Here is a 19,413-nt window from a genome sequence, read left to right as displayed (position 1 = left end):
CACTCATCGATGAAACTGCGGCAGCCGCACGGCTGCCTTGAGGTAAAGGACACCAGGCTTGTACGAAATCGAGAATGTCCTCCGGCCCTACGCCTGGGGCTCCACCACGGCCATTGCCGGGCTGCTGGGCCGTCAGGCCTCCGGCGGGCCGGAGGCTGAGCTGTGGGTCGGCGCGCACCCGGACTCGCCGTCGGTGGCAACAGCGGCCGACGGCGGGCCTTTGCCTTTGGATGCACTGATCAGTTCCGATCCCGGCCACCATCTGGGCAGTGCCAGCGTGGCGGAGTTTGGCCCGCGCCTTCCGTTCCTCCTCAAGGTCCTGGCTGCCGAGAGTCCCCTGTCCCTTCAGGTACACCCGACGCTGGACCAGGCGCGGGCGGGCTTTGCCCGCGAGGAGGCCGCCGGCGTCGACCGCTCCGCGGCGGAGCGGAATTACAAGGATGACAACCACAAGCCGGAGATGATCTTTGCCCTGACGCCGTTCGAGGCACTCTGCGGCTTCCGTCCGGCCGCGTCCACGCGCGCCCTCTTCGAGCACCTGACGGCGTACATGCAGGCAATGTCCCTTGACGTTCCGCACGTGTTCCGGGACGTTGTGCAGGACCTGGCCGCGCCGGTGGAGCACGATGCCCTGAAAGCCGCCTTCACCAGGCTCATCGGCGGGGGCCACGCCGTCTCGCACGCGGTCCGCGAACTCGTGGCGGCCCTCAAGGCCGGGCTGCCGATGACGCCCTACCAGACCGAACTGTCCACCGTGGTGAGCCTGCACGGCCACTATCCCGGCGACCCCGGTGTGCTCATCTCGCTGCTGCTGAACAGGATCTCGCTGGTTCCCGGCGAGGCTGTCTACCTGCCGGCCGGCAATGTCCACGCCTACCTGCATGGCCTCGGCATCGAGGTCATGGCGTCCTCGGACAACGTGCTTCGCGGCGGACTGACCCCAAAGTTCGTGGACGTGCCCGAACTGCTGGCCACCGTCGAGTTCGAGTCGGTGGGAGTTCCCATGCTGGCGGCCGAGACATCAGAGCTGGGCCAGGAACTCTACCGGCCGCCGTTCCGTGAATTCCAGCTGCAGCGGATCGAACTGGAACCTGACGGCACGCCCGTTCCGCTGGCGCAGTCCGGCGCGGCAGTGATCATCGTGGTCTCCGGTTCAGTCTTGCTGGACTCCCCCAAGGGCGACCTCCACCTGGACCGCGGCGCGAGCGCCTTCCTCCCGGCCGCGGAGGCTCCGGTGAACGTGCACCCGGCGGCCGGCTCCGCAGGGACCGCCGTCGCCTTTGCCGTGACCACCGCAGTGGAGGCCTGATCCGGTGGAGTATTTCCTACAAACGCTGCAGTGGGCCGATTTCCAGCGTTCCCTTGGCCGCACGGTGCACCAGGAGTCGGGCCCGGGCTGGAGCTTCCTCGCCGTGGAGGAGAAGAACCCCGCGGGCAAGGTCCTGTACGCCCCGTACGGTCCGGTAGCCGATTCCCTCGAAGCGTTCGACGCCGCCCTGGCCGCCCTCGCGGCGCTGGCCCGCACGTGCGGTGCGGCGTTTGTCCGGATCGAGCCGGTCAGCGCCGGATTCTTGGCGGCTGAGGCGCCCGCGGTGCTGCGGGGCCGCGGCCTGCGGCCGGCTCCGGTCAACCAGCAGCCGGAACTGAGCTGGATCGTGGACCTGGACCGGGATTTCAAGGACGTCCTGGCCGACATGAAGCCCGTAAACCGGAACCTCTACCGGAACATCCACAAGAAGGACGTGACCTTCCGGGCGTCGCAGGATCCCGAAGACATCCGTGTGCTGCTGAACTTCCTGCACATGACGGCCAAACGGAGCGGATTCAAGCCCCAAAGCGATGAGTACCTTACGCAGGTGGCCCGTTCCCTCATGCCATCCGGTGCGGCTACGCTGTTCATCGCCGAACGCCACGGCGGTCCCATCGCCGCGGCCCTGGCCTACGACTCCGCCGACACCCGCACGTACGCACACGCCGCACTGGACGACGCGCACCGCAAGCTCAGCGCCGGCATACCTTTGCTGGTGACGCTCATCGCGGATGCCAAGGAGAAGGGCCTGAAGCACGTGGATTTGTGGGGTGTGGCCCCGGAGGACCAGCCGAACCACAAGTGGGCGGGGTTCACGGCGTTCAAGAAGTCATTCGGCGGCCGCGAAATCGCCTACCCCGGCACCTGGGACCTGCCCGTGAAGAAAGTCCGGTACGGCGCATACCAGCTTGCCCGGAGCGCCCGCGAAAAGCTCCGCGCCCTCCGCAGCTGAGCCGGAGCGCTCACCCTCGCAGCGCAAGCCAAGCGCGAACTGAGCGCGAACGGACACTTGCGGCCCCTCGACCCTCGCGGTCATTTGGGGCGCCAAGTGTCCGTTCGCGAATAGCCCGGGAATCCGACCTGTGGATAACGTCTTACGGCGCAATTGGCAGGTGCAGACTGAAGCATGCCCCGAACCCGCCTGCCCCAGGAACTGCTTGCCGGTTCCTTCACTGACCTTGCTGCCAGAGACCTTGGTGTCACCCGGAAGCGGCAGAGGCAACCCGACGTCGTCATACCGTCACGTGGCATCCGCGTCCCTCTGGACGGAGCGAGCGGTCCCGCTGCAAGCCTCCGGGCCTATACGGAAATGGACAGCACTTCAGTTCTGACCCACCATTCCGGCGGCCGAATCTGGGAGTGCGGATTGCCTGCATGGATGCAAGAGGACTGGCGCATCCATGTGGCCAGGGAACGGAACGGCAGCAAACCGCGGCGGCGCAACGTCGTCGGTCACCGGCTAACGTTCAAGGTCGGCGAAGTTGTGATGCACGACGGCGTCCGGGTCACCTCGCCGGCGAGGACGTGGCTTGACCTCGCCTCGCTGATGAACGTTGATGAGCTCATCGCGGCCGGCGATTCGCTGGTCTGTGCCCATGGCTCTGACTTTCCCAGGCCGAAGGAGGGCCTCTGTACGCTGCCCGACCTCCGCCGGATGGTCGGTGCCCATCCTGGAATGCGGGGGATGAAGACAGCAAGGCTGGCGCTCTCTGAAATCCGTGTGGGCGCCGACTCCCCTCAGGAGACCCGGATGCGGCTGATCCTCGCCCGCTCCGGCCCTGGCGAACCCGTCCTCAACTACGTCATCAGGAACACCTGGGGACAGCCGTCCGTGTGGCCAGATGCGGCCTATCCGGAGCAACGGATCGCTCTGCAGTACGACGGCGGCCACCACGCCGATCCGCTCCAAGTCAGCATCGATTTTCGCCGCCAGTCCCTGACAGATCGGATGGGCTGGCGTGAAGTCAGGGTCTACAAGGAGGATCTCGAGGGAGACAAGCCGTTCGTGCTCGAGAAGGTGAGAGCGGCCATGGTAAGCGGCATCGAACGGCAAACAAAAGCGCGAACGTACACTTGAGGCCCCAACACCGGGGCCTCAAGTGTACGTTCGCGCTATATGACGGTGGACTAGCTCTTGCGGGCGTAGCCTTCCCACTTGCTGGCCTGGTGCTCGCCGTCCACAAAGCGGATGGTGCCGGACTTGGACCGCATCACGATGGACTGGGTCAGGACCTTGTCCTTGGAGTAGCGCACGCCCTTCAGGAGGTCGCCGTCCGTGATGCCCGTGGCCGCGAAGTAGCAGTTGTCGCTGGAGACGAGGTCGTTGGTGGACAGCACCCGTTCGAGGTCGTGGCCGGCGTCGATGGCCTTCTGCTTCTCGTCGTCGCTGGTGGGCCAGAGACGGCCCTGGATGACGCCGCCGAGGGATTTGATGGCACAGGCTGCCACGATGCCTTCCGGCGTTCCGCCGATACCCATGAGCGCGTCAACGCCGGTGCCGGAACGGGCCGCAGCGATGGCGCCGGCGACGTCGCCGTCCATGATGAACTTGGTGCGGGCACCGGCTTCGCGGATTTCCTCCACGAGCGGACGGTGGCGGTCCCGGTCCAGGATCATGACGTTCAACTGGTTGACCTTCACGCCCTTCGCCTTGGCAATTAAGTGCAGGTTCTGCTTCACGGGCAGGCGCAGGTCGACCATGTCGGCAGCTTCCGGGCCCGTGACGAGCTTCTCCATGTAGAACACGGCGGAGGGATCGAACATGGAGCCGCGCTCGGCAACAGCCAGGACGGCAAGGGCGTTGTTGATGCCCAGGGCGGTCAGGCGGGTTCCGTCGATGGGGTCGACGGCGACATCGCACTCAGGGCCGGTTCCGTCACCTACGTGCTCGCCGTTGAAAAGCATGGGAGCTTCGTCCTTCTCGCCTTCACCGATGACGACAACACCGTTGAAGTGGACGGTCTGGAGGAAGGAGCGCATGGCGTCGACAGCTGCGCCGTCGGCCTTGTTCTTGTCGCCAAAGCCAACCCAGTGGCCGCCGGCAATGGCCGCGGCTTCGGTGACGCGGACAAGTTCCAGGGCAAGGTTGCGGTCCGGTTCGTCAATGCCTACGGCAAGCGACGGCGAAATCGTGGAATACTGCTGGGTCATAGGCGCTGGTGACACGTGAACCTCTTCTTCGAGTGGCGATCATTGAACCCGTGCGGCCGGTATCAGTCCGTCACGGTGATTCCTCTGTTACTGATCATAGTCGCGGCAGCATCCGAAGGTCATGGGATGACCGGTCCGTGAAACACGGCGTTTCCTCACCGGCGGACCGGCAGGAATGTGAGAACGGCTTCCACATGGGCGACTATAGAAGCGTGAGCGAAACGCAGGACAAGTCCACCCCCGAAACCCAGCCGGCCAGCACGGGCACCCCCGCAGCCGCGGCAGGCACCCCGGACGCACCCGTGGTTAAGCCTGTTATCCGCGCCGCTGCGGCAAAAAGGGCCAACGCCTCGGTCATCGGCATGATCATCGCGCTGCTGGTGAGCGTCGCCGCGTTCCTCCCCATCGTCTTGATGAACCCGTCGCCGAAGACCGACGGATACCGGCCGAACGTTGACGTCAGCGCCGTGGCCCGGAACGCCGCCGATGTGGCGGGATTCACACCCGTTGCACCCGCGACCGGCGACACATTCAGCCCTAATTACGCCCGCTGGGAGTCCGGGACCGGCAGCGGGGTGGCCACGTGGGAGGTCGGATACCTCACGCCGAAGGAATCGTTCATCGGCCTCGTCCAGACCGCCCAGGCGAATCCGACGTGGTTGCTCCAGCAGACCAAGAGCGCCCCGGTCACCGGGAGCCGCAACGCCGGCGGCCTGGACTGGGAGCTCCGGGACACCGGCAAGGGCGAGAAAAGCATGGTCCTTAACCACAAAGGCACCACCGTCATCCTGACCGGCACGGCCCAACTCGACGAGTTCGCCGTCCTGGCAGACGCCGTCGTGAAGTCCTTGGAAAGTAACCCTGCCGCCACAGTTTCCCCCTCGGCCGCTCCTTCGCCGTAAAGTGGCCCCGTGGCTACTTACCTGACTCCTGCCCTGGCTTGGCGGCGACTGCGCGAAGGAAACGAACGCTTCGTCGCCGGCGAATCCTCCCATCCCAACCAGGACGCCTCGCGCCGGTCCTCACTGGTGGAGAACCAGCATCCGTTCGCGGTGATCTTCGGCTGCTCCGATTCCCGGCTCGCCGCAGAAATCATTTTTGACCTCGGCCTGGGCGACGCCTTCGTGGTCCGCACCGCCGGCCAGGTCATCGACGACGCCGTCCTGGGCTCACTCGAATACAGCATCGGCGTTTTGGGCGTGCCGCTGATCGTGATCCTGGGCCACGACAGCTGCGGCGCGGTCAGCGCCACGAAGGACGCTGTGGAGACAGGCCAGATGCCCACCGGCTTCATCCGCGACCTTGTTGAGCGGATCACGCCGTCGGTGCTGACCTCGCTGCGCAACAACGAAACCGAAGTCAACGACATGGTGGTGGAGCACGTGAAGCAGACCTCGCAGCGGCTCGTGGACAGCTCCCGTGTGATTTCAGACGCAATTGAAACCGGACGCGCGGCCGTGATCGGCCTGTCGTACAGCCTCAAAGAGGGCCGCGCCGACCTCGTTTCGGGAATCGGCGAACTCTAAATCCCCGCCCTCCGCACGCCCGGCCGGGGCTGACTCAAGCGCTTCACGGTTTTAGCCCCGGCCGCCAATCGCCCTAAGCTAGCCCCATGACTTCCACTGAAGAATTCCGCATTGAACATGACACGATGGGCGAAGTCCGCGTCCCCGTGAACGCCCTGTACCGTGCACAGACGCAGCGTGCAGTTGAAAACTTCCCCATTTCCGGCAAAACCCTGGAACGCGCGCACATCGAGGCCCTCGCCCGGGTCAAGAAGGCTGCCGCCCAGGCCAACGCAGAACTTGGAGTGCTCGACGGCGAGCTGGCCAAGGCGATCGCGGACGCCGCCGATGAGGTTGCTGCCGGGAAGTACGACGGCGACTTCCCCATCGACGTCTTCCAGACCGGCTCCGGCACGTCCTCCAACATGAACACCAACGAGGTCATTGCGGAGCTCGCCTCCCGCGCCCTCAAGGCTGCCGGCAGTGACAAGGTGGTCCACCCGAACGACCACGTCAACGCTTCCCAGTCCTCCAACGATGTCTTCCCCACCTCCGTCCACGTGGCTGCAACGTCGGCGCTGATCAACGACCTCATCCCGGCCCTCGGCTATCTCGCCGATTCGCTGGACCGCAAGGCCGTTGAGTTCAAGGATGTCGTGAAGTCCGGCCGCACGCACCTCATGGATGCCACCCCGGTGACCCTGGGCCAGGAGTTCGGCGGCTACGCCGCACAGGTCCGCTACGGCATCGAGCGCATCAACGCCTCGCTCCCCCGCGTGGCCGAGGTTCCCCTCGGCGGCACGGCCGTGGGCACCGGCATCAACACCCCTGCCGGCTTCCCGGAGCGCGTCATCGAACTGCTCGCCACCGACACGGGCCTGCCGCTGACCGAGGCACGCGACCACTTCGAGGCCCAGGCAAACCGCGACGGCCTCATCGAAGCCTCCAGCCAGCTGCGCAACATTGCGATCTCCTTCATGAAGATCAACAACGACCTCCGCTGGATGGGCTCCGGCCCCAACACCGGCCTCGGTGAAATCGCCATCCCGGACCTCCAGCCGGGTTCCTCGATCATGCCGGGCAAGGTCAACCCCGTCATCTGCGAGGCGTCCATCATGGTCTGCGCCCAGGTCATCGGCAACGACACTGCCATTGCCTGGTCCGGCACCAACGGCGCCTTCGAACTGAACGTCGGCATCCCCGTCATGGCCGCCAACCTGCTCGAATCCGTGCGCCTGCTGGCCAACACCAGCCGCGTCATGGCCGACAAGATGATCGACGGCATCACCGCCAACGTCGAGCGCGCCCGCTTCCTCGCGGAGGCCTCCCCGTCCATCGTCACGCCGCTGAACAAGTACATCGGCTACGAAAACGCGGCCAAGATCGCCAAGAAGGCCGTCGCCGAAGGGCTCACCATCCGCGAGACCGTCGTCGCCATGGGCTTCGTGGAGCGCGGCGAGGTGACGGAAGAGCAGCTGGACACTGCCCTGGACGTCATGTCCATGACGCGCCCCCCGCACAAGGCATAGGTCCCCACCGCAAGTTCAACTAGTACGACGGCGGCCGCCCACCTTCCCAGCGAAGGCGGGCGGCCGCCGTCGTTCTTTTCTGCCTTCCGTGAGTTTTTGTCCAGATAAAGGGACTTGAGTGCGCCGGAAGTCCCGTTACGTGGACAAAAACTCCAAGGGCAGTTCAAAAGTTGCACTAGTTTCTAGTTAGTGCAAAACTTCACTTTGTGGAAAATAGTGCAAGTACTGATGGCGGGCTCCGTGAGCGCAAGCGGGCCGCGACGCGGGCGGCGATCACCGTCGTCGCCCGACAGCTGACCGCCGAGCGCGGGCTCCACGGCTATACCGTCGAAGAAGTCTGCGAGCGTACGGACATCTCGCGGCGGACCTTCTTCAACTACTTCCCGACCAAGGAAGACGCCATCCTTGGCCACGTGGACGACGAAATCCCCGCGGAAGTACTGGAAGAATTCGTCGCCGGCGGCAGGTCATCGCCGCCGGGGGAAATCTCGCCCACCCTGTTCCGGGACCTCGTCCGGCTCTCCTTGAAACTCTCCGAACACATGGCGGCCTCCGAAGAGGAGACCCGCCAGTTGATAGGCGTCGTCAAGAAGGAACCGCAGCTGATCCTCCGGATTATCGGCGTGACCGAGAAACGCGAAGCGCAGTTTGCCCGGGACGTTGCCCTCCGCGAAGGCGTTCCGCCGGAGCACCCCGTAGTCCAGATGGCGGTTGTGCTGCTGGGGACCATCGCCCGGAAAAGCAGCATGGCCTACTTCTCCGACGGCAACACCCGCCCCTACCAGGAGCTCCTGCTGGAGAACATTTCCGCAGCCAGCCAGCTCTTCTCCCAGCCTTTTGATCAACCAGGACCTGCAGACCCTAAAGGACGCCCATGAGCACCGCCGTCAGTCCCAAGGCAGCCGAGCCGCTGCTGCTGACCCAGAAACGCATCTGGATCATTTTCTCCGCCCTCATCGCCGGCATGCTGCTTTCCAGCCTGGACCAGACCATCGTCTCCACCGCCATGCCCACCATCGTGGGAAAGCTCGGCGGCGTGGAACACCAGGCCTGGATCACCACCGCCTACCTGCTGGCCACCACCATCGTCATGCCCATTTACGGCAAGTTCGGTGATGTCCTGGGCCGCCGCAACCTGTTCCTCGTAGCCATCGCGCTGTTCACCCTCGCGTCGGTGGGCTGCGCGTTCGCCACCGACTTCTGGGGCTTCGTGGTCTTCCGTGCCATCCAGGGCCTCGGCGGCGGCGGCCTGATGATCCTCTCGCAGGCCATCATCGCCGACATTGTTCCGGCCAAGGACCGCGGCAAGTACATGGGTCCGCTGGGTGCCATCTTCGGTCTCTCCGCCGTCGCCGGTCCCCTCCTGGGCGGCTACTTCGTTGACCACCTGACCTGGGAATGGGCCTTCTACATCAACATCCCCATCGGCATCGCCGCGTTCGCCATTGCATGGTTCACCCTGACCCTGCCGAACAAGAAAGCCGAGAAGCCGATCGACATCCTCGGCGTCCTGCTGCTCTCCGTGGCCACCGCCTGCCTGATCTTCTTCACCGACTTCGGCAGCAAGAAGGATGAAGGCTGGGATTCAGCGTTGACCTGGGCCTTCGGCGCGGGGCTCGTTGTGGCCGCTGCCGCGTTTGTCATGGTGGAACGCCGGGCCGAGGACCCCATCATCCCGCTGGGCCTGTTCAAGAACCGGATCTTCGTGAACTCCACCGCCATCGGTTTCACCCTGGGCCTGGGCATGTTCGCTGCCATCGCGTTTGTCCCCACGTTCCTGCAGATGTCCTCCGGGACCTCGGCCGCCGAATCCGGGCTGCTCATGCTGCCCATGATGGCAGGCCTGATGGGCATGGCCATCTACTCGGGCATCCGGATCTCCAAGACCGGCAAGTACAAGATGTTTCCCATCATGGGTGCTGCCCTCACGATGGGCGCCATGCTGTGGCTGACCACCCTGACGGCCGACACGCCCATCTGGGTCATCTGCGTCCAGCTCTTCGTGTTCGGCGCCGGCCTGGGCTCCATCATGCAGGTTATTGTCCTGGTGGTGCAGAACTCCGTGCCCGCGGAACAGATCGGCACGGCCACCAGCACCAACAACTACTTCCGCGAAGTGGGTGCCTCCCTGGGCGTGGCAGTGTTCGGATCCATCTTCACGTCGCGGCTGGCCGAAGCCCTGAACAGTGCGTTCACGGGAGCCGGCGCGTCCGTCGAACAGGCCGCGCAGTCAACCCAGACCCTGGACCCGCAGGCCCTGAGCCAGCTCCCGGATCAACTGCGGGACGCCATAGTGAATGCCTATGCAGACTCGCTGGCACCGGTGTTCTGGTACCTGCTGCCGTTCCTGGGCATTGCGCTGATCCTCGCGCTGACGCTGAAGCAGATCCCGCTCTCCGATACCGCCGGAATGGTGGCCCGGGGCGAGGCTGTGGGCGGCGAAGAAGCCGAGCGCTTGGAAGCCGAACGCCAGTCCGCCTCAGTCTAGGAGGCCGCTCTGAGGGACTCCCGCATCCGGGAGACCCTCAGAGTTCGTAGTGGACGGCGTCCTCGGGCAGCAGCGCCCGGCGGATGCACTCCCGGTCACCGGGCCTGATGTCCGGCAGCCCCTCGAGTGGAAACCAGCCCACGGCCAGGGATTCGTCGTCGTTCACGCGGGCTTCACCGGAAACATGCCGGCAGCGGAACACAATGTCCAGGAAGTCGCACACGTCGCCGTTCGGGAAGGTGACAGGCCCCACCACGCCCACGGAAACCATCCGTTCCGTTTCCGCCACGATTGCCGTTTCCTCGAAGATTTCCCTCACCAGCCCCGGCGCGGGATGTTCACCCGGCTCCAGCATTCCCGAGATCAGCGCCCACCGGCCGTTGTCAGAGCGTTGGCCCAGCAGGACGTGGCCGTCGTCGTTGAAGACCACCCCGCGCACGGCGGGAATCCACAACGGATCATGGCCTATTTTTTCGCGAAGCTTGAGGATGAATTCTGGTGCTGCCATGCCTCCAGCCTAAACGCAGCAACGCGGGCCGAAGGGCCGTTCACACGGTCAAGCGCACGCCATCAGCCCGCGGGCAGGAGCAGCATGGCAGCGGCCGTGCCTGCCAGCATGAACGGGCCGAAAGGGATGTCGGACTTGAGGGTCCCACGGCGGGCAGCCAGCAGGCCCAGGCTCCAGAGCCCGCCCAGGAGAAACGCGGCGAAGGTCCCGGCGAACACGTGCCCCCACCCGAGATAGCCGAGGTACATGCCCAGCACACCGGCGAGCTTCACGTCGCCGAATCCCATCCCCGGCGGATAGATCAGGCGCAGGACGAAGTAAAAGAGCCACAGGGCTGCTCCCCCGGCCAGGACGCGGACTCCCGGGAGCCCGAAAAGCCGGGCAGCGCCGTCGGGCACTGCCTCCGCGTCCGCACCGGCCATCAGGACGGCGGCAACAGCTGTCAGCAGGAGGATGCCGCCTACAGCGTAGGACGGGAACACAATGCTGTTGGGCAGCAGGTGGTGCCTGACGTCGATGACCGTCAGGCGTACGGCCATCACCCCGAAGTAGGCGCAGGCCGCCAGCACCAGCCAGAAGGCCAGCGGGGTGGATTCCCAAAGTTCGCCCAGTCGTTGGATCACCCTCGGATGCTACTGGATTTTCCCCCACCGCCGCTGAGCCCCGCGCGTAAACTGTGGATATGTCGACATGGGACGCGAGGCGCCAGGGGGAAGCCGGTCCGCGGAACCAGCCGGCAGATGCGGCCGCACGGTTCCGAAACCTCTGCCGGTCCTCGCCCTGGAAGTGGCAAAGCCTCCGTTTCGAATACGTCGACCTGCCGGCGCCCGACGCCGGCAACCCCGACCCCGGCAACACGGTGCGTGCGTGGCTGCGCCGGCCCGGCGCCCTGCGGCTGGAGTCCGCCGACGGCGTGGTGCTGCACAGCACCACGGGCATCAATGACTCCAAGGACGGCTTCTACGTCAGCTCCACCCGGAAGTCGTGGCTCCTGCCGCCGCACTTGGTCACTCCCGTCTATGACGACGGCGGGCTGGTCCGGCGCCGCCCGGAGGCCGCCTACGGCGAACCCTGCTTCGGGAACGGCCGCTTTGCAGCGGCGCTGGATCCGGTGGAGCTGGCGGGCAACGCACCCGTCCCCATCGAGTTCCCGAACCTCAATGCCGTGGAACTCGGCCCCGTCACAGCCGTGGACCATCAGGGCCGCCCCGCATTGGAAACCATCGTGATCCCCAATGCCGCCTACCGGCCTTCGGACCCCGGGGCACCGCTCTGCCGGCCCGGACGGAACCTGGTAAGGATCGACGTCGGCACCGGAGTCTGCGTCTCAAGCCGCTCGCTGGAGGCCGAATGGAAGGACCTTGGCCACTGGCTCCGGATCCTGGCCGTGGACGAATACATGCTCGATGACCTGTTCCTCGCCGAATCCATGAACCTCACCGACGTCCGCCGCCACATCAGCTGGGACATCTCCCGCGGCATGTGACTGGATGCGCACCGGAGCGGGGGCTAGGCTTCGCTGATGACTGCGCCCGCCTCCTACTGGCCCCCGTTCGCCCTGACTCTGACCACTCCCCGCTTGGTCCTCCGCCCCATCCGGGACGAGGACATTCCGGCCGCGGTTGAAGCTGCCCTTGGCGGCGTCCATGAGCCCGGCCGGAGCCCATTCAGCCGGCCCTGGGCCGAGTCGCCCGCCGGGGAGCTCGGGCCGAACATGGCGCAGTGGTACTGGCGCTGCCGCGGGAACATGTCGCCCGGGGAGTGGACGCTCCTGCTCGGCATCTGGCAAGACGGCGGCTTTATCGGCTGCCAGGACCTCGAGGGCAAGGACTTCGTAACGCTCAGGACGGTGTCCAGCGGCTCGTGGCTCACGAAGTCCGCGCAAGGCCAAGGTTTCGGCAAGGAGATGCGGGCCGCCGTCGTCAGTTACGCCTTCGACTACCTCAAAGCGGAAGTTGCCGAGTCAGAGGCAGCCGCCTGGAACGAAAAATCCCTGGGCGTCTCACGCTCCCTGGGCTACGAACTGAACGGCACAACCCGGGCATCCTGGGGCGGCAAAATGCAGGAAGTCCAGAAAGTCCGCGTCACCCCGGCCACCTTCAAACGCCCGGATTGGACGCTGAAGGTGGAAGGCCACGAACCCATGGCGCAGTTCCTGGGACTTTAGCGGCGACGGCGAAGGGCCGTGGCCGGGCGAACCCGGCCACGGCCCACACACAACCTGGAGGCCTAGATTTCCGCCCCTTCCAGCAGGTCCGTGACGAGTGCCGCGATCGGCGAGCGCTCGGACCGGGTGAGGGTGATGTGCCCGAACAGCGGGTGCCCCTTGAGGGTTTCGACGACGGCGGCAACGCCGTCGTGCCGGCCGACCCGCAGGTTGTCGCGCTGGGCGACGTCATGGGTCAGGACGATCTTCGAGTTCTGGCCGATCCGGCTCATCACGGTCAGGAGGACGTTCTTTTCGAGGGACTGCGCCTCATCGACTATCACGAACGCGTCATGGAGCGAGCGGCCGCGGATGTGGGTCAGCGGCATGACTTCCAGCATGCCGCGGTCCATGACTTCCTCAACGACTTCCTGGCTGACCAGGGCTCCAAGGGTGTCGAAGACGGCCTGTGCCCAGGGGTTCATCTTCTCGGACTCGGAACCGGGCAGGTAGCCGAGCTCCTGTCCGCCCACCGCATAGAGCGGCCGGAAGACGATCACCTTGCGGTGTTCGCGGCGTTCCAGCACGGCCTCCAGCCCGGCACACAGCGCCAGCGCCGACTTTCCGGTGCCGGCGCGGCCGCCGATCGAGACGATACCCACGGACGGATCCATGAGCATGTCGATGGCCAGCCGCTGCTCCGCGGAACGTCCATGGAGCCCGAAGACGTCGCGGTCCCCCTTGACCAGCCGGACCTGCTTGTCAGCGCCCACCCTGCCCAGGGCGGAGCCCCGGTTCGAGAGCAGCACCAGTCCGGTGTTGACCGGCATCTCTGCCGCCGCAGGAATGAAGACGGGCTCGTGGCCGTAGAGGGTGGAGACGTCCTCCTCGGTAGCTTCGACCTCGGCCATCCCGGTCCAGCCGGAGTCCTTCACCAGTTCGTTGCGGTACTCGTCGGCGAGGAGCCCCATCGCGGAGGCCTTAACACGCATCGGCAGGTCCTTGGAGACCACCGTGACGTTCCGGCCCTCGTTGGCGAGGTTCTTCGCGACGGCGAGAATGCGGCTGTCGTTGTCTCCGCCGCGGAATCCTGCCGGGAGCACCTCAGCGGAAATGTGGTTCATCTCCACCATGAGGATGCCGCCGTCGTCGCCCAGAGGAATGGGACGGTCGAGTCCGCCGTGCTGGACCCGGAGGTCATCCAGGAGCCGCAGTGCCTTGCGGGCGAAGTATCCCAGCTCGGGGTCGTGCCGTTTGCCCTCCAGCTCCGTGATGACCACAATCGGCACAATGACTTCGTGCTCCGCGAACCGCAGCAGCGCGCGGGGGTCCGAGAGCAAAACCGAGGTGTCGATGACGAAGGTCCACAGGGTGTCGTCCGTCCCGGCATTTTGGCCGGATACAGCAAGACCGGCCGCAGCGTCATAATTCGCTGCACCGGTCTGTGAGGTTGCTCGCTTGGCGCGAGAGGTAGCTTTCTCTCCCTGGTCGGAAATGACGTCGGGCAGTTGTTCAGAAATAGCCACATCGACTCCAGCCCCGGGGCGCACGCCCGGATATTTTATAGGTGAGGCGGATCGGCCACGAGGCCGGTTCCGGCCTCCCATACATCCGGTGCGAAAATCCGCTCCATGTACTGGCCTCCCCGATTAGCCGGCAGTGTGCCTGCTAATAAGCTCAACGTAATTCCTCGCGGCTTTGTTTCCCAAACTATTTCCCGGCGATTCGTGTTGCGATCACGTGAACTCCGCGTGAACCGGGCGTCAGGAGCCGAAGCGCCGCTGCCGGCCCGCGTAGTCGCGCAGGGCCCGCAGGAAGTCCACTTTGCGGAAGGCTGGCCAGAGCGCCTCGCAGAAGTAGAACTCGCTGTAGGCGCTCTGCCACATCAGGAAGCCGGACAGCCGCTGCTCACCGGAAGTGCGGATCACCAGGTCCGGGTCCGGCTGCCCCCGGGTGTACAGGAACCTTGAGATGTCGTCCACGGTGAGATCATCTGCGAGCTTGCTGATGTCCTTGCCCCGGGCCACGGCGTCGTGGAGGAGCTCCCGGACGGCATCCACGATTTCACGGCGCCCTCCGTAGCCCACGGCGACGTTGACGTGGAGTTTTTCGTGGGCCGGCGTCCGCGCCGTGAGCTTGTTGAGCCGGTCTGCCAGGTAATCGGGAAGCAACTCCGGCGCCCCCATGGCGTGGACCGAGATGTCCTCGTCCTCGTCCAGCCGGTCAAGGGTGTTGGCGATGATGCCCATCAGCAGGTCCAGCTCTTCGCCGGAGCGGTTCATGTTGTCGGTGGAGAGCATGTAGAGCGTGACGACTTTGACGCCGAGCTCCTGGCACCAGCCGAGGAACTCGTGGATCTTGTCGGCACCGGCCTGGTGGCCCTGGCTGGTGGGAGCGTTGAACTGCTTGGCCCAGCGGCGGTTGCCGTCCACCATCACACCGATGTGCCTGGGGATGCGGTCCGTGTCCAGCGAGCGCAGGAGCCTGCGTTCATAGAAGCCATAGAGGATCCCGGGCAACTCCATCCGGAGACTCACCTGACTTCCTTGATGTATGACGGCAGTGCATTCCTAGGCTACCCGCCCGCGGCGGCGGCACGGTGCACACGGCTTCGGATTGCAGGGCACAAGCTTGTTACCCATAAGTAACTTACTGGAACGTAGTTTATTCTTGACCCATGGAACGCAACACTCCCCCGGCGGACCCGGGAGCAGGCCGCGGCCGGAAATCGGGCCCGATGGATGAAGCGGCAGTCCGCATCGCGGAGTTGCTCATGATCAAGCCCAAGTGGCGCGGTTGGATCCACACCTTCACCGCGCCGCTGGCTTTCGCCGCCGGGCTGGTCCTGATCCTGCTGGCGCCCACGACCGACCTGAAAATCGCTTCGGCCGTCTACGCTGTGACCGGAGTACTCCTGTTCGGCATCAGTGCCGTGTACCACCGCGGGAACTGGTCGCCCGGTGTCAAGATCGTCCTGAAGCGCCTGGACCACACCAACATCATGCTGGTGATCGCGGGCAGCTACACGCCGCTCGCGTGGGCGCTGCTGGAACGGCCCAAGGCAGTGGTGCTGCTGTGGGTCATCTGGTCCGGCGCGATCCTGGGCGTACTGTTCCGGCTGCTTTGGACCGACGCGCCGCGCTGGCTTTATGTGCCTATCTATATCGCCCTCGGCTGCGGCGCGCTGTTCTACCTGCCGGACTTTTTCGCGGCCAGCATCGCCTCAGCCGTCCTGATCTGCGTGGGCGGCGCCCTCTACATTGCCGGTGCCGTCTTTTATGCGCTCAAGAAGCCGAACTTCAGCTACAAGCACTTCGGCTTCCACGAACTCTTCCACGCCTTCACCGTGTTCGCCTTCGCCGCGCACTTCATCGCCATCGCCTTGGCAGTCCTCAGCCGGAGTGCTTAAGGCCGGCCCGCAGCGATGAGGTCCGGGAGTTCGTTCATGTGCCGGAAAACCGTGGTTCGCGGGCCAGCCAGCCTGTGCGCCGGAGTCACTCCCCCGCCATAGGCGAAGACGTGCATGCCGGCTGCCCGGGCCGCCTGGACTCCGAAGACACTGTCCTCCACCACCGCGCAGTTGGCAGGTTCCGCTCCCAGGCTCCCCGCCGCGTGGAGGAACAGATCCGGGGCCGGCTTGCCGCGGGCAACCTCCGTGGCACTGAAGATCCGTCCCTGAAACCGCGGGAGCAGGCCCGTCTGCCCGAGGGTCCGCTCCATCTTGGCGTGGGTGCCGCTCGAGGCCACACAGTGCGGGAGCTGCAGCCGGGCCAGGGCCTCGACGATGCCGTCAACCGCCACCAGGTCCCGCTCGAAGGCGGTGCGGTACCACTGCTGGTACTTGTCTTCCCAGTCCGCATCCAGCCTGATGCCCAGGTGCCGTTCCGTTTCGGCAACGAAGTGCGCATCGGACTTGCCCACGAAGCGTTCCACGATCTCCTCAAGGCCAAGATCCCAGCCAAGATCTGCGAGGACCCTCTGGTCAACCCTGATGGCAATGGACTCGGAATCGACCAGGACGCCGTCACAGTCAAAAATGACCAGCCCAAAGGGGTCCCGCGGAGCCCCGGACGCCGGGTGCAGCACAGAAGTCATCAGGCCATCGTAGCCAGTCGCTCCAGCAGTTCAGCCACGGAGCCCACCGGACGCTCGCACACCATCCCGCGGCACAAGTACACCTGTGGCGAGCCGTCAGCCGCCGCAGTCCTGCCTTCCAGCAGCGGCACGGCCGCCGCGGCACCATCCCCGGCGCCGGCACCATCGCCGGCACCCGCACCATCACCCGTGGGCATCCCGGCGTCGGACGCCACCGCAACCACCAGTCCCGGGCTGGCGGACAACAGCAGGGCGTGGTGGAGTTCGGACCGTGCCGGACCGTCAGGCCCGACGACGGCGGCCTCCACGGGCCCCGCAAGGGCAGCCTGCGCCGTGGCCAGGAGCCACCCTGCCGCCCGGGGTGCCCGTGTGGCCAGCGGTGGCAGCAGCGAGAGAATATTGCCGGCCATGATCCTGTGGTCGGCCGAACCGGACAGCGCGGCATAACCCAGCAGGGCCCCGGCGAACGCGGCCGCACCGCTGGGCGTGGCGTTGTCGAAAGGCTCCAGGCCGGCCCGCTGGCCCTGGGCGTTGAACACCTGGGATGATTCCCCGGCGGTGTCCACCAGGGTTCCGTCCGCTGCGAACCGCAGGCAGGCGGACCGCAGGATGTCCTCGGCGAGCCGGTACCACCGCCCGTCACCCGTCACTCCGTACAGTGCCAGCAGTCCGTCAACGCAGAAAGCGTAGTCTTCGAGCAGCCCGCCGATCCCCCGCGCCCGGCCCGCATGCGATACGCGCACCAGGGTGCCGTGTTCCGGGCGCCGCTCACCGGCCTCCTGGTCCCCGGTGCCTGCGGCCCGCCAATGGACCCGTTCAAGGTAAGCGGCCACATTCACTGCCGCGGCCACGAGCTCGGGCCGGTCCAGGACGGCACCTGCTTCAGCCAGGGCGGCGATCGCCAGCCCGTTCCAGCCCGCCACCACCTTGTCGTCCCTGGCGGGCTGCGGACGGCGTGAGCGCGCAGCCAGCAGACGCGGCCGCACCCGGTCCCACAGGCGCCGCCCGGCGTCGTCGAACGGCCGGCCCGGATGCAGCGGCGACGCTGCCTGCGTCACGGTGCCCGCGGTACGGACATTCATCAGCTGCGCCACCGGAGGGCCATCCTCCGGTCCCAGGATGTCCAGCAGTTCGTCGGGCGTCCAGAGGTAGCTGGCGCCCTCGAGGTGCTTGCCGTCCACCACCGTGTCCGCGTCCAAGGACGACGCGAACGCCTCCGCCTGTCCTGCCGCCTCCCCTGCACCGGGCAGGCCCAGTGAGGCGATCATCCAGTCCGCAGTGAGTGATGCGACGTCTGCGGCCTCCCCGGCCGTGAATACGGCGTCGCCGCCGAGCCGTACCCAGTGGACGTAGGCGCGCAGCAGCTGGGCATTGTCGTAGAGCATCTTTTCAAAGTGCGGCACGGACCAGTCGCGCGTCACGGAGTACCGGGCGAATCCGCCGTCCAACTGGTCGAACAGCGCGGACCGGGACATCGCTGCCAGCGTCCGGCCGGCCATGTCCCTGGCCGCGGCGGCGGTGTCCGACGCCACGGCAGCGTGCCGGACCAGGAATTCCAGCACAGGCGACGGCGGGAATTTCGGCGCGGCGCCGAAGCCGCCGTCGTGCGCGTCTTCGGAGCGGGCCAGGACCCGGACAGCCTCGGCAAGCAGCCCGGCATCCACGGGGTCAGGCGGGCCGGTCAGCCGGACGGCAGCGGCAAGCTGCGTTTCAGCCATCCCGCGTGCAAGGGTGTCGGCGTTGTGTTCCACGCCGTCGCGCCGTTCCAGCCAGGCTTCGCGGACAGCTTCGAGAACCTGGCGGAAAGAAGGCCGGCCGGGCATGGGCCGGGGCGGGAAGTAGGTTCCGGCATGGAAGGCGCGTCCGTCAGGGGTCAGGAAGACGGACATCGGCCAGCCGCCTTCACCGCTGATCGCCTGGGTTGCGGCCATGTAGACGGCGTCCACGTCGGGTCGCTCTTCCCTGTCCACCTTGATGGCCACGAAGTTGGCGTTGAGGAAGTCCGCCGTGGCCTGGTCTTCGAAGGATTCATGGGCCATCACGTGGCACCAGTGGCATGCGGCGTAGCCAATGGACAGGAAGACGGGGACGTCCCGCTGCGCCGCGAAGTCAAAGGCCTCATCCCCGAAGGGCCGCCAATGGACCGGATTGTCCGCATGCTGCCTCAGGTAGGCCGACGGTTCCCCGGCCAGGGCATTCGCTGCACCGGGCCAGGCTCCCCCGCCGTTGCCGGCGGCGCCGTTACCGCTGTCCGCGGCCTTCATCACCGTTGCGATCCGTGCGGAGGTCAGCGCCGCCCTGCGGGCCGCCGAGGGTGTCCGGCTGGCTCGTGCCCGGCTGGCTCGTGCCCGGCTGGCTCGTGCCCGGAGCCTGCGCGCCATCTTGCGAGCCCGACGCGCCGTCGCCGGGCATCTGCATGTCCTGTGCCCCGGCAGCCATCGCGGCCAGGCGCTCCTCTTCCACCTGGGCGCGGTAGCGGACCCGGCGGATTCGGCGCACCATGTCAACGATCAGCAGCGTGGTGGCCAGCACGAAGAACGCAGTCATGATGAAGCCCCACATGCCCGGAGTCACCTGGTCTTCGGAGAGGCCCGGGCGCAGTGACGGCGTGGGGCTGGGCGCCGGGGTTGTCGCGAGGGCGAGGAGCAAGTGATGCACGGTTAGACCTTCTGTGGAGCGTCTT

At 66.1% G+C, this 19,413-nt stretch carries 19 protein-coding genes; 11 read left to right on the top strand and 8 right to left on the bottom strand.

Features of this window, described 5'->3' with window-relative positions; all coding sequences use genetic code 11:
* Positions 1 to 58: 58 nt before the first annotated feature.
* The 3 genes from manA (at position 59) to RW112_RS16220 (ending at position 3,386) form a co-directional block, all read left to right on the top strand.
* Positions 59 to 1,309, top strand: a complete 1,251-nt coding sequence (manA, locus tag RW112_RS16230; RefSeq protein WP_317782758.1) for a mannose-6-phosphate isomerase, class I — start codon at positions 59 to 61, stop codon at positions 1,307 to 1,309.
* A gap of 4 nt (positions 1,310 to 1,313) precedes the next feature.
* Positions 1,314 to 2,261 carry a lipid II:glycine glycyltransferase FemX gene (locus RW112_RS16225; RefSeq protein WP_317782757.1) on the top strand — a complete coding sequence of 316 codons (948 nt, stop codon included), beginning with the start codon at positions 1,314 to 1,316 and terminating at the stop codon, positions 2,259 to 2,261.
* A 426-nt stretch (positions 2,262 to 2,687) separates the two neighbouring features.
* Positions 2,688 to 3,386 carry a hypothetical protein gene (locus RW112_RS16220; RefSeq protein ID WP_317782756.1) on the top strand — a complete coding sequence of 233 codons (699 nt, stop codon included), beginning with the start codon at positions 2,688 to 2,690 and terminating at the stop codon, positions 3,384 to 3,386.
* A 50-nt stretch (positions 3,387 to 3,436) separates the two neighbouring features.
* On the opposite strand, the gene glpX is transcribed toward RW112_RS16220, so the two are convergent.
* Positions 3,437 to 4,459, bottom strand: a complete 1,023-nt coding sequence (glpX, locus tag RW112_RS16215; RefSeq protein ID WP_175417425.1) for a class II fructose-bisphosphatase — start codon at positions 4,457 to 4,459, stop codon at positions 3,437 to 3,439.
* A gap of 194 nt (positions 4,460 to 4,653) precedes the next feature.
* Between glpX and RW112_RS16210 the strand changes: the two genes are divergently transcribed.
* The 5 genes from RW112_RS16210 (at position 4,654) to RW112_RS16190 (ending at position 9,981) form a co-directional block, all read left to right on the top strand.
* Positions 4,654 to 5,361 (top strand): DUF4245 domain-containing protein, encoded by a 708-nt coding sequence (locus tag RW112_RS16210; protein WP_317782755.1) that lies wholly within the window; start codon positions 4,654 to 4,656, stop codon positions 5,359 to 5,361.
* Between the two features lie 9 nt (positions 5,362 to 5,370).
* Complete coding sequence (locus RW112_RS16205; RefSeq protein ID WP_305940179.1) at positions 5,371 to 5,985, top strand: carbonic anhydrase; 615 nt, start codon at positions 5,371 to 5,373, stop codon at positions 5,983 to 5,985.
* A gap of 86 nt (positions 5,986 to 6,071) precedes the next feature.
* Positions 6,072 to 7,493 carry a class II fumarate hydratase gene (locus tag RW112_RS16200; protein ID WP_305940178.1) on the top strand — a complete coding sequence of 474 codons (1,422 nt, stop codon included), beginning with the start codon at positions 6,072 to 6,074 and terminating at the stop codon, positions 7,491 to 7,493.
* Positions 7,494 to 7,699: 206 nt separating this feature from the next.
* Positions 7,700 to 8,371, top strand: a complete 672-nt coding sequence (locus RW112_RS16195) for a TetR/AcrR family transcriptional regulator (protein ID WP_317782754.1) — start codon at positions 7,700 to 7,702, stop codon at positions 8,369 to 8,371.
* Positions 8,368 to 9,981 (top strand): MDR family MFS transporter, encoded by a 1,614-nt coding sequence (locus tag RW112_RS16190; RefSeq protein ID WP_317782753.1) that lies wholly within the window; start codon positions 8,368 to 8,370, stop codon positions 9,979 to 9,981. Before RW112_RS16195 ends, RW112_RS16190 begins: the two co-directional genes overlap by 4 nt.
* A 37-nt stretch (positions 9,982 to 10,018) precedes the next feature.
* On the opposite strand, the gene RW112_RS16185 is transcribed toward RW112_RS16190, so the two are convergent.
* Together RW112_RS16185 and RW112_RS16180 are read right to left on the bottom strand one after the other, a co-directional pair.
* Positions 10,019 to 10,489 (bottom strand): NUDIX domain-containing protein, encoded by a 471-nt coding sequence (locus RW112_RS16185; RefSeq protein ID WP_317782752.1) that lies wholly within the window; start codon positions 10,487 to 10,489, stop codon positions 10,019 to 10,021.
* A 62-nt stretch (positions 10,490 to 10,551) separates the two neighbouring features.
* Positions 10,552 to 11,112 (bottom strand): A24 family peptidase, encoded by a 561-nt coding sequence (locus RW112_RS16180; RefSeq protein WP_317782751.1) that lies wholly within the window; start codon positions 11,110 to 11,112, stop codon positions 10,552 to 10,554.
* 59 nt (positions 11,113 to 11,171) lie between these two features.
* On the opposite strand from RW112_RS16180, the gene RW112_RS16175 reads away from it, so the two are divergent.
* Positions 11,172 to 11,975 carry a hypothetical protein gene (locus tag RW112_RS16175; RefSeq protein ID WP_317782750.1) on the top strand — a complete coding sequence of 268 codons (804 nt, stop codon included), beginning with the start codon at positions 11,172 to 11,174 and terminating at the stop codon, positions 11,973 to 11,975.
* 36 nt (positions 11,976 to 12,011) lie between these two features.
* Positions 12,012 to 12,656: a GNAT family protein gene (locus RW112_RS16170; protein ID WP_317782749.1), complete on the top strand. Its 645-nt coding sequence runs from the start codon at positions 12,012 to 12,014 to the stop codon at positions 12,654 to 12,656.
* A gap of 62 nt (positions 12,657 to 12,718) precedes the next feature.
* Here the strand turns inward: RW112_RS16170 and RW112_RS16165 are convergent, their stop codons facing one another.
* On the bottom strand, positions 12,719 to 14,161 hold the full coding sequence (locus RW112_RS16165; RefSeq protein WP_317782748.1) for a PhoH family protein: 1,443 nt from the start codon (positions 14,159 to 14,161) through the stop codon (positions 12,719 to 12,721).
* Between the two features lie 237 nt (positions 14,162 to 14,398).
* A complete protein-coding gene (locus RW112_RS16160; protein WP_317782942.1) occupies positions 14,399 to 15,160 on the bottom strand; it encodes an isoprenyl transferase in 762 nt (253 codons plus the stop codon).
* A gap of 212 nt (positions 15,161 to 15,372) precedes the next feature.
* Between RW112_RS16160 and trhA the strand changes: the two genes are divergently transcribed.
* Positions 15,373 to 16,044: a PAQR family membrane homeostasis protein TrhA gene (gene trhA, locus RW112_RS16155; RefSeq protein WP_317782941.1), complete on the top strand. Its 672-nt coding sequence runs from the start codon at positions 15,373 to 15,375 to the stop codon at positions 16,042 to 16,044.
* Here trhA and RW112_RS16150 read toward each other — a convergent pair.
* From RW112_RS16150 to RW112_RS16140, 3 genes are read right to left on the bottom strand one after another with little or no spacing between them, the layout of a single operon-like run.
* Complete coding sequence (locus RW112_RS16150) at positions 16,041 to 16,730, bottom strand: HAD family hydrolase (protein WP_317782747.1); 690 nt, start codon at positions 16,728 to 16,730, stop codon at positions 16,041 to 16,043. The genes trhA and RW112_RS16150 overlap by 4 nt on opposite strands.
* Complete coding sequence (locus RW112_RS16145; RefSeq protein ID WP_317782940.1) at positions 16,730 to 18,994, bottom strand: thioredoxin domain-containing protein; 2,265 nt, start codon at positions 18,992 to 18,994, stop codon at positions 16,730 to 16,732. Before RW112_RS16145 ends, RW112_RS16150 begins: the two co-directional genes overlap by 1 nt.
* A complete protein-coding gene (locus RW112_RS16140) occupies positions 18,972 to 19,388 on the bottom strand; it encodes a hypothetical protein (RefSeq protein ID WP_317782746.1) in 417 nt (138 codons plus the stop codon). The genes RW112_RS16145 and RW112_RS16140 overlap by 23 nt, the downstream gene beginning before the upstream one ends.
* Positions 19,389 to 19,413: the final 25 nt, after the last annotated feature.

The sequence above is a fragment of the Arthrobacter sp. B10-11 genome (genome assembly GCF_033142195.1).
Taxonomy (GTDB): Bacteria; Actinomycetota; Actinomycetes; order Actinomycetales; family Micrococcaceae; genus Arthrobacter; species Arthrobacter oryzae_C.
Note: the sequence above shows the minus strand (reverse complement) of the source record. Positions and strands in the feature narration are given on the sequence as shown.

What these genes read in the sequence shown, in the direction of transcription:
- RW112_RS16175 (WP_317782750.1), top strand. Translation starts at nt 11,172, where the DNA reads ATGTCGACATGGGACGCGAGGCGCCAGGGGGAAGCCGGTCCGCGGAAC.
- RW112_RS16190 (WP_317782753.1), top strand. Translation starts at nt 8,368, where the DNA reads ATGAGCACCGCCGTCAGTCCCAAGGCAGCCGAGCCGCTGCTGCTGACC.
- RW112_RS16200 (WP_305940178.1), top strand. Translation starts at nt 6,072, where the DNA reads ATGACTTCCACTGAAGAATTCCGCATTGAACATGACACGATGGGCGAA.
- RW112_RS16160 (WP_317782942.1), bottom strand. Translation starts at nt 15,160, where the DNA reads ATGGAGTTGCCCGGGATCCTCTATGGCTTCTATGAACGCAGGCTCCTG.
- RW112_RS16145 (WP_317782940.1), bottom strand. Translation starts at nt 18,994, where the DNA reads ATGAAGGCCGCGGACAGCGGTAACGGCGCCGCCGGCAACGGCGGGGGA.
- trhA (WP_317782941.1), top strand. Translation starts at nt 15,373, where the DNA reads ATGGATGAAGCGGCAGTCCGCATCGCGGAGTTGCTCATGATCAAGCCC.
- RW112_RS16170 (WP_317782749.1), top strand. Translation starts at nt 12,012, where the DNA reads ATGACTGCGCCCGCCTCCTACTGGCCCCCGTTCGCCCTGACTCTGACC.
- RW112_RS16210 (WP_317782755.1), top strand. Translation starts at nt 4,654, where the DNA reads ATGGGCGACTATAGAAGCGTGAGCGAAACGCAGGACAAGTCCACCCCC.
- RW112_RS16185 (WP_317782752.1), bottom strand. Translation starts at nt 10,489, where the DNA reads ATGGCAGCACCAGAATTCATCCTCAAGCTTCGCGAAAAAATAGGCCAT.
- RW112_RS16220 (WP_317782756.1), top strand. Translation starts at nt 2,688, where the DNA reads ATGCAAGAGGACTGGCGCATCCATGTGGCCAGGGAACGGAACGGCAGC.
- RW112_RS16150 (WP_317782747.1), bottom strand. Translation starts at nt 16,730, where the DNA reads ATGACTTCTGTGCTGCACCCGGCGTCCGGGGCTCCGCGGGACCCCTTT.
- glpX (WP_175417425.1), bottom strand. Translation starts at nt 4,459, where the DNA reads ATGACCCAGCAGTATTCCACGATTTCGCCGTCGCTTGCCGTAGGCATT.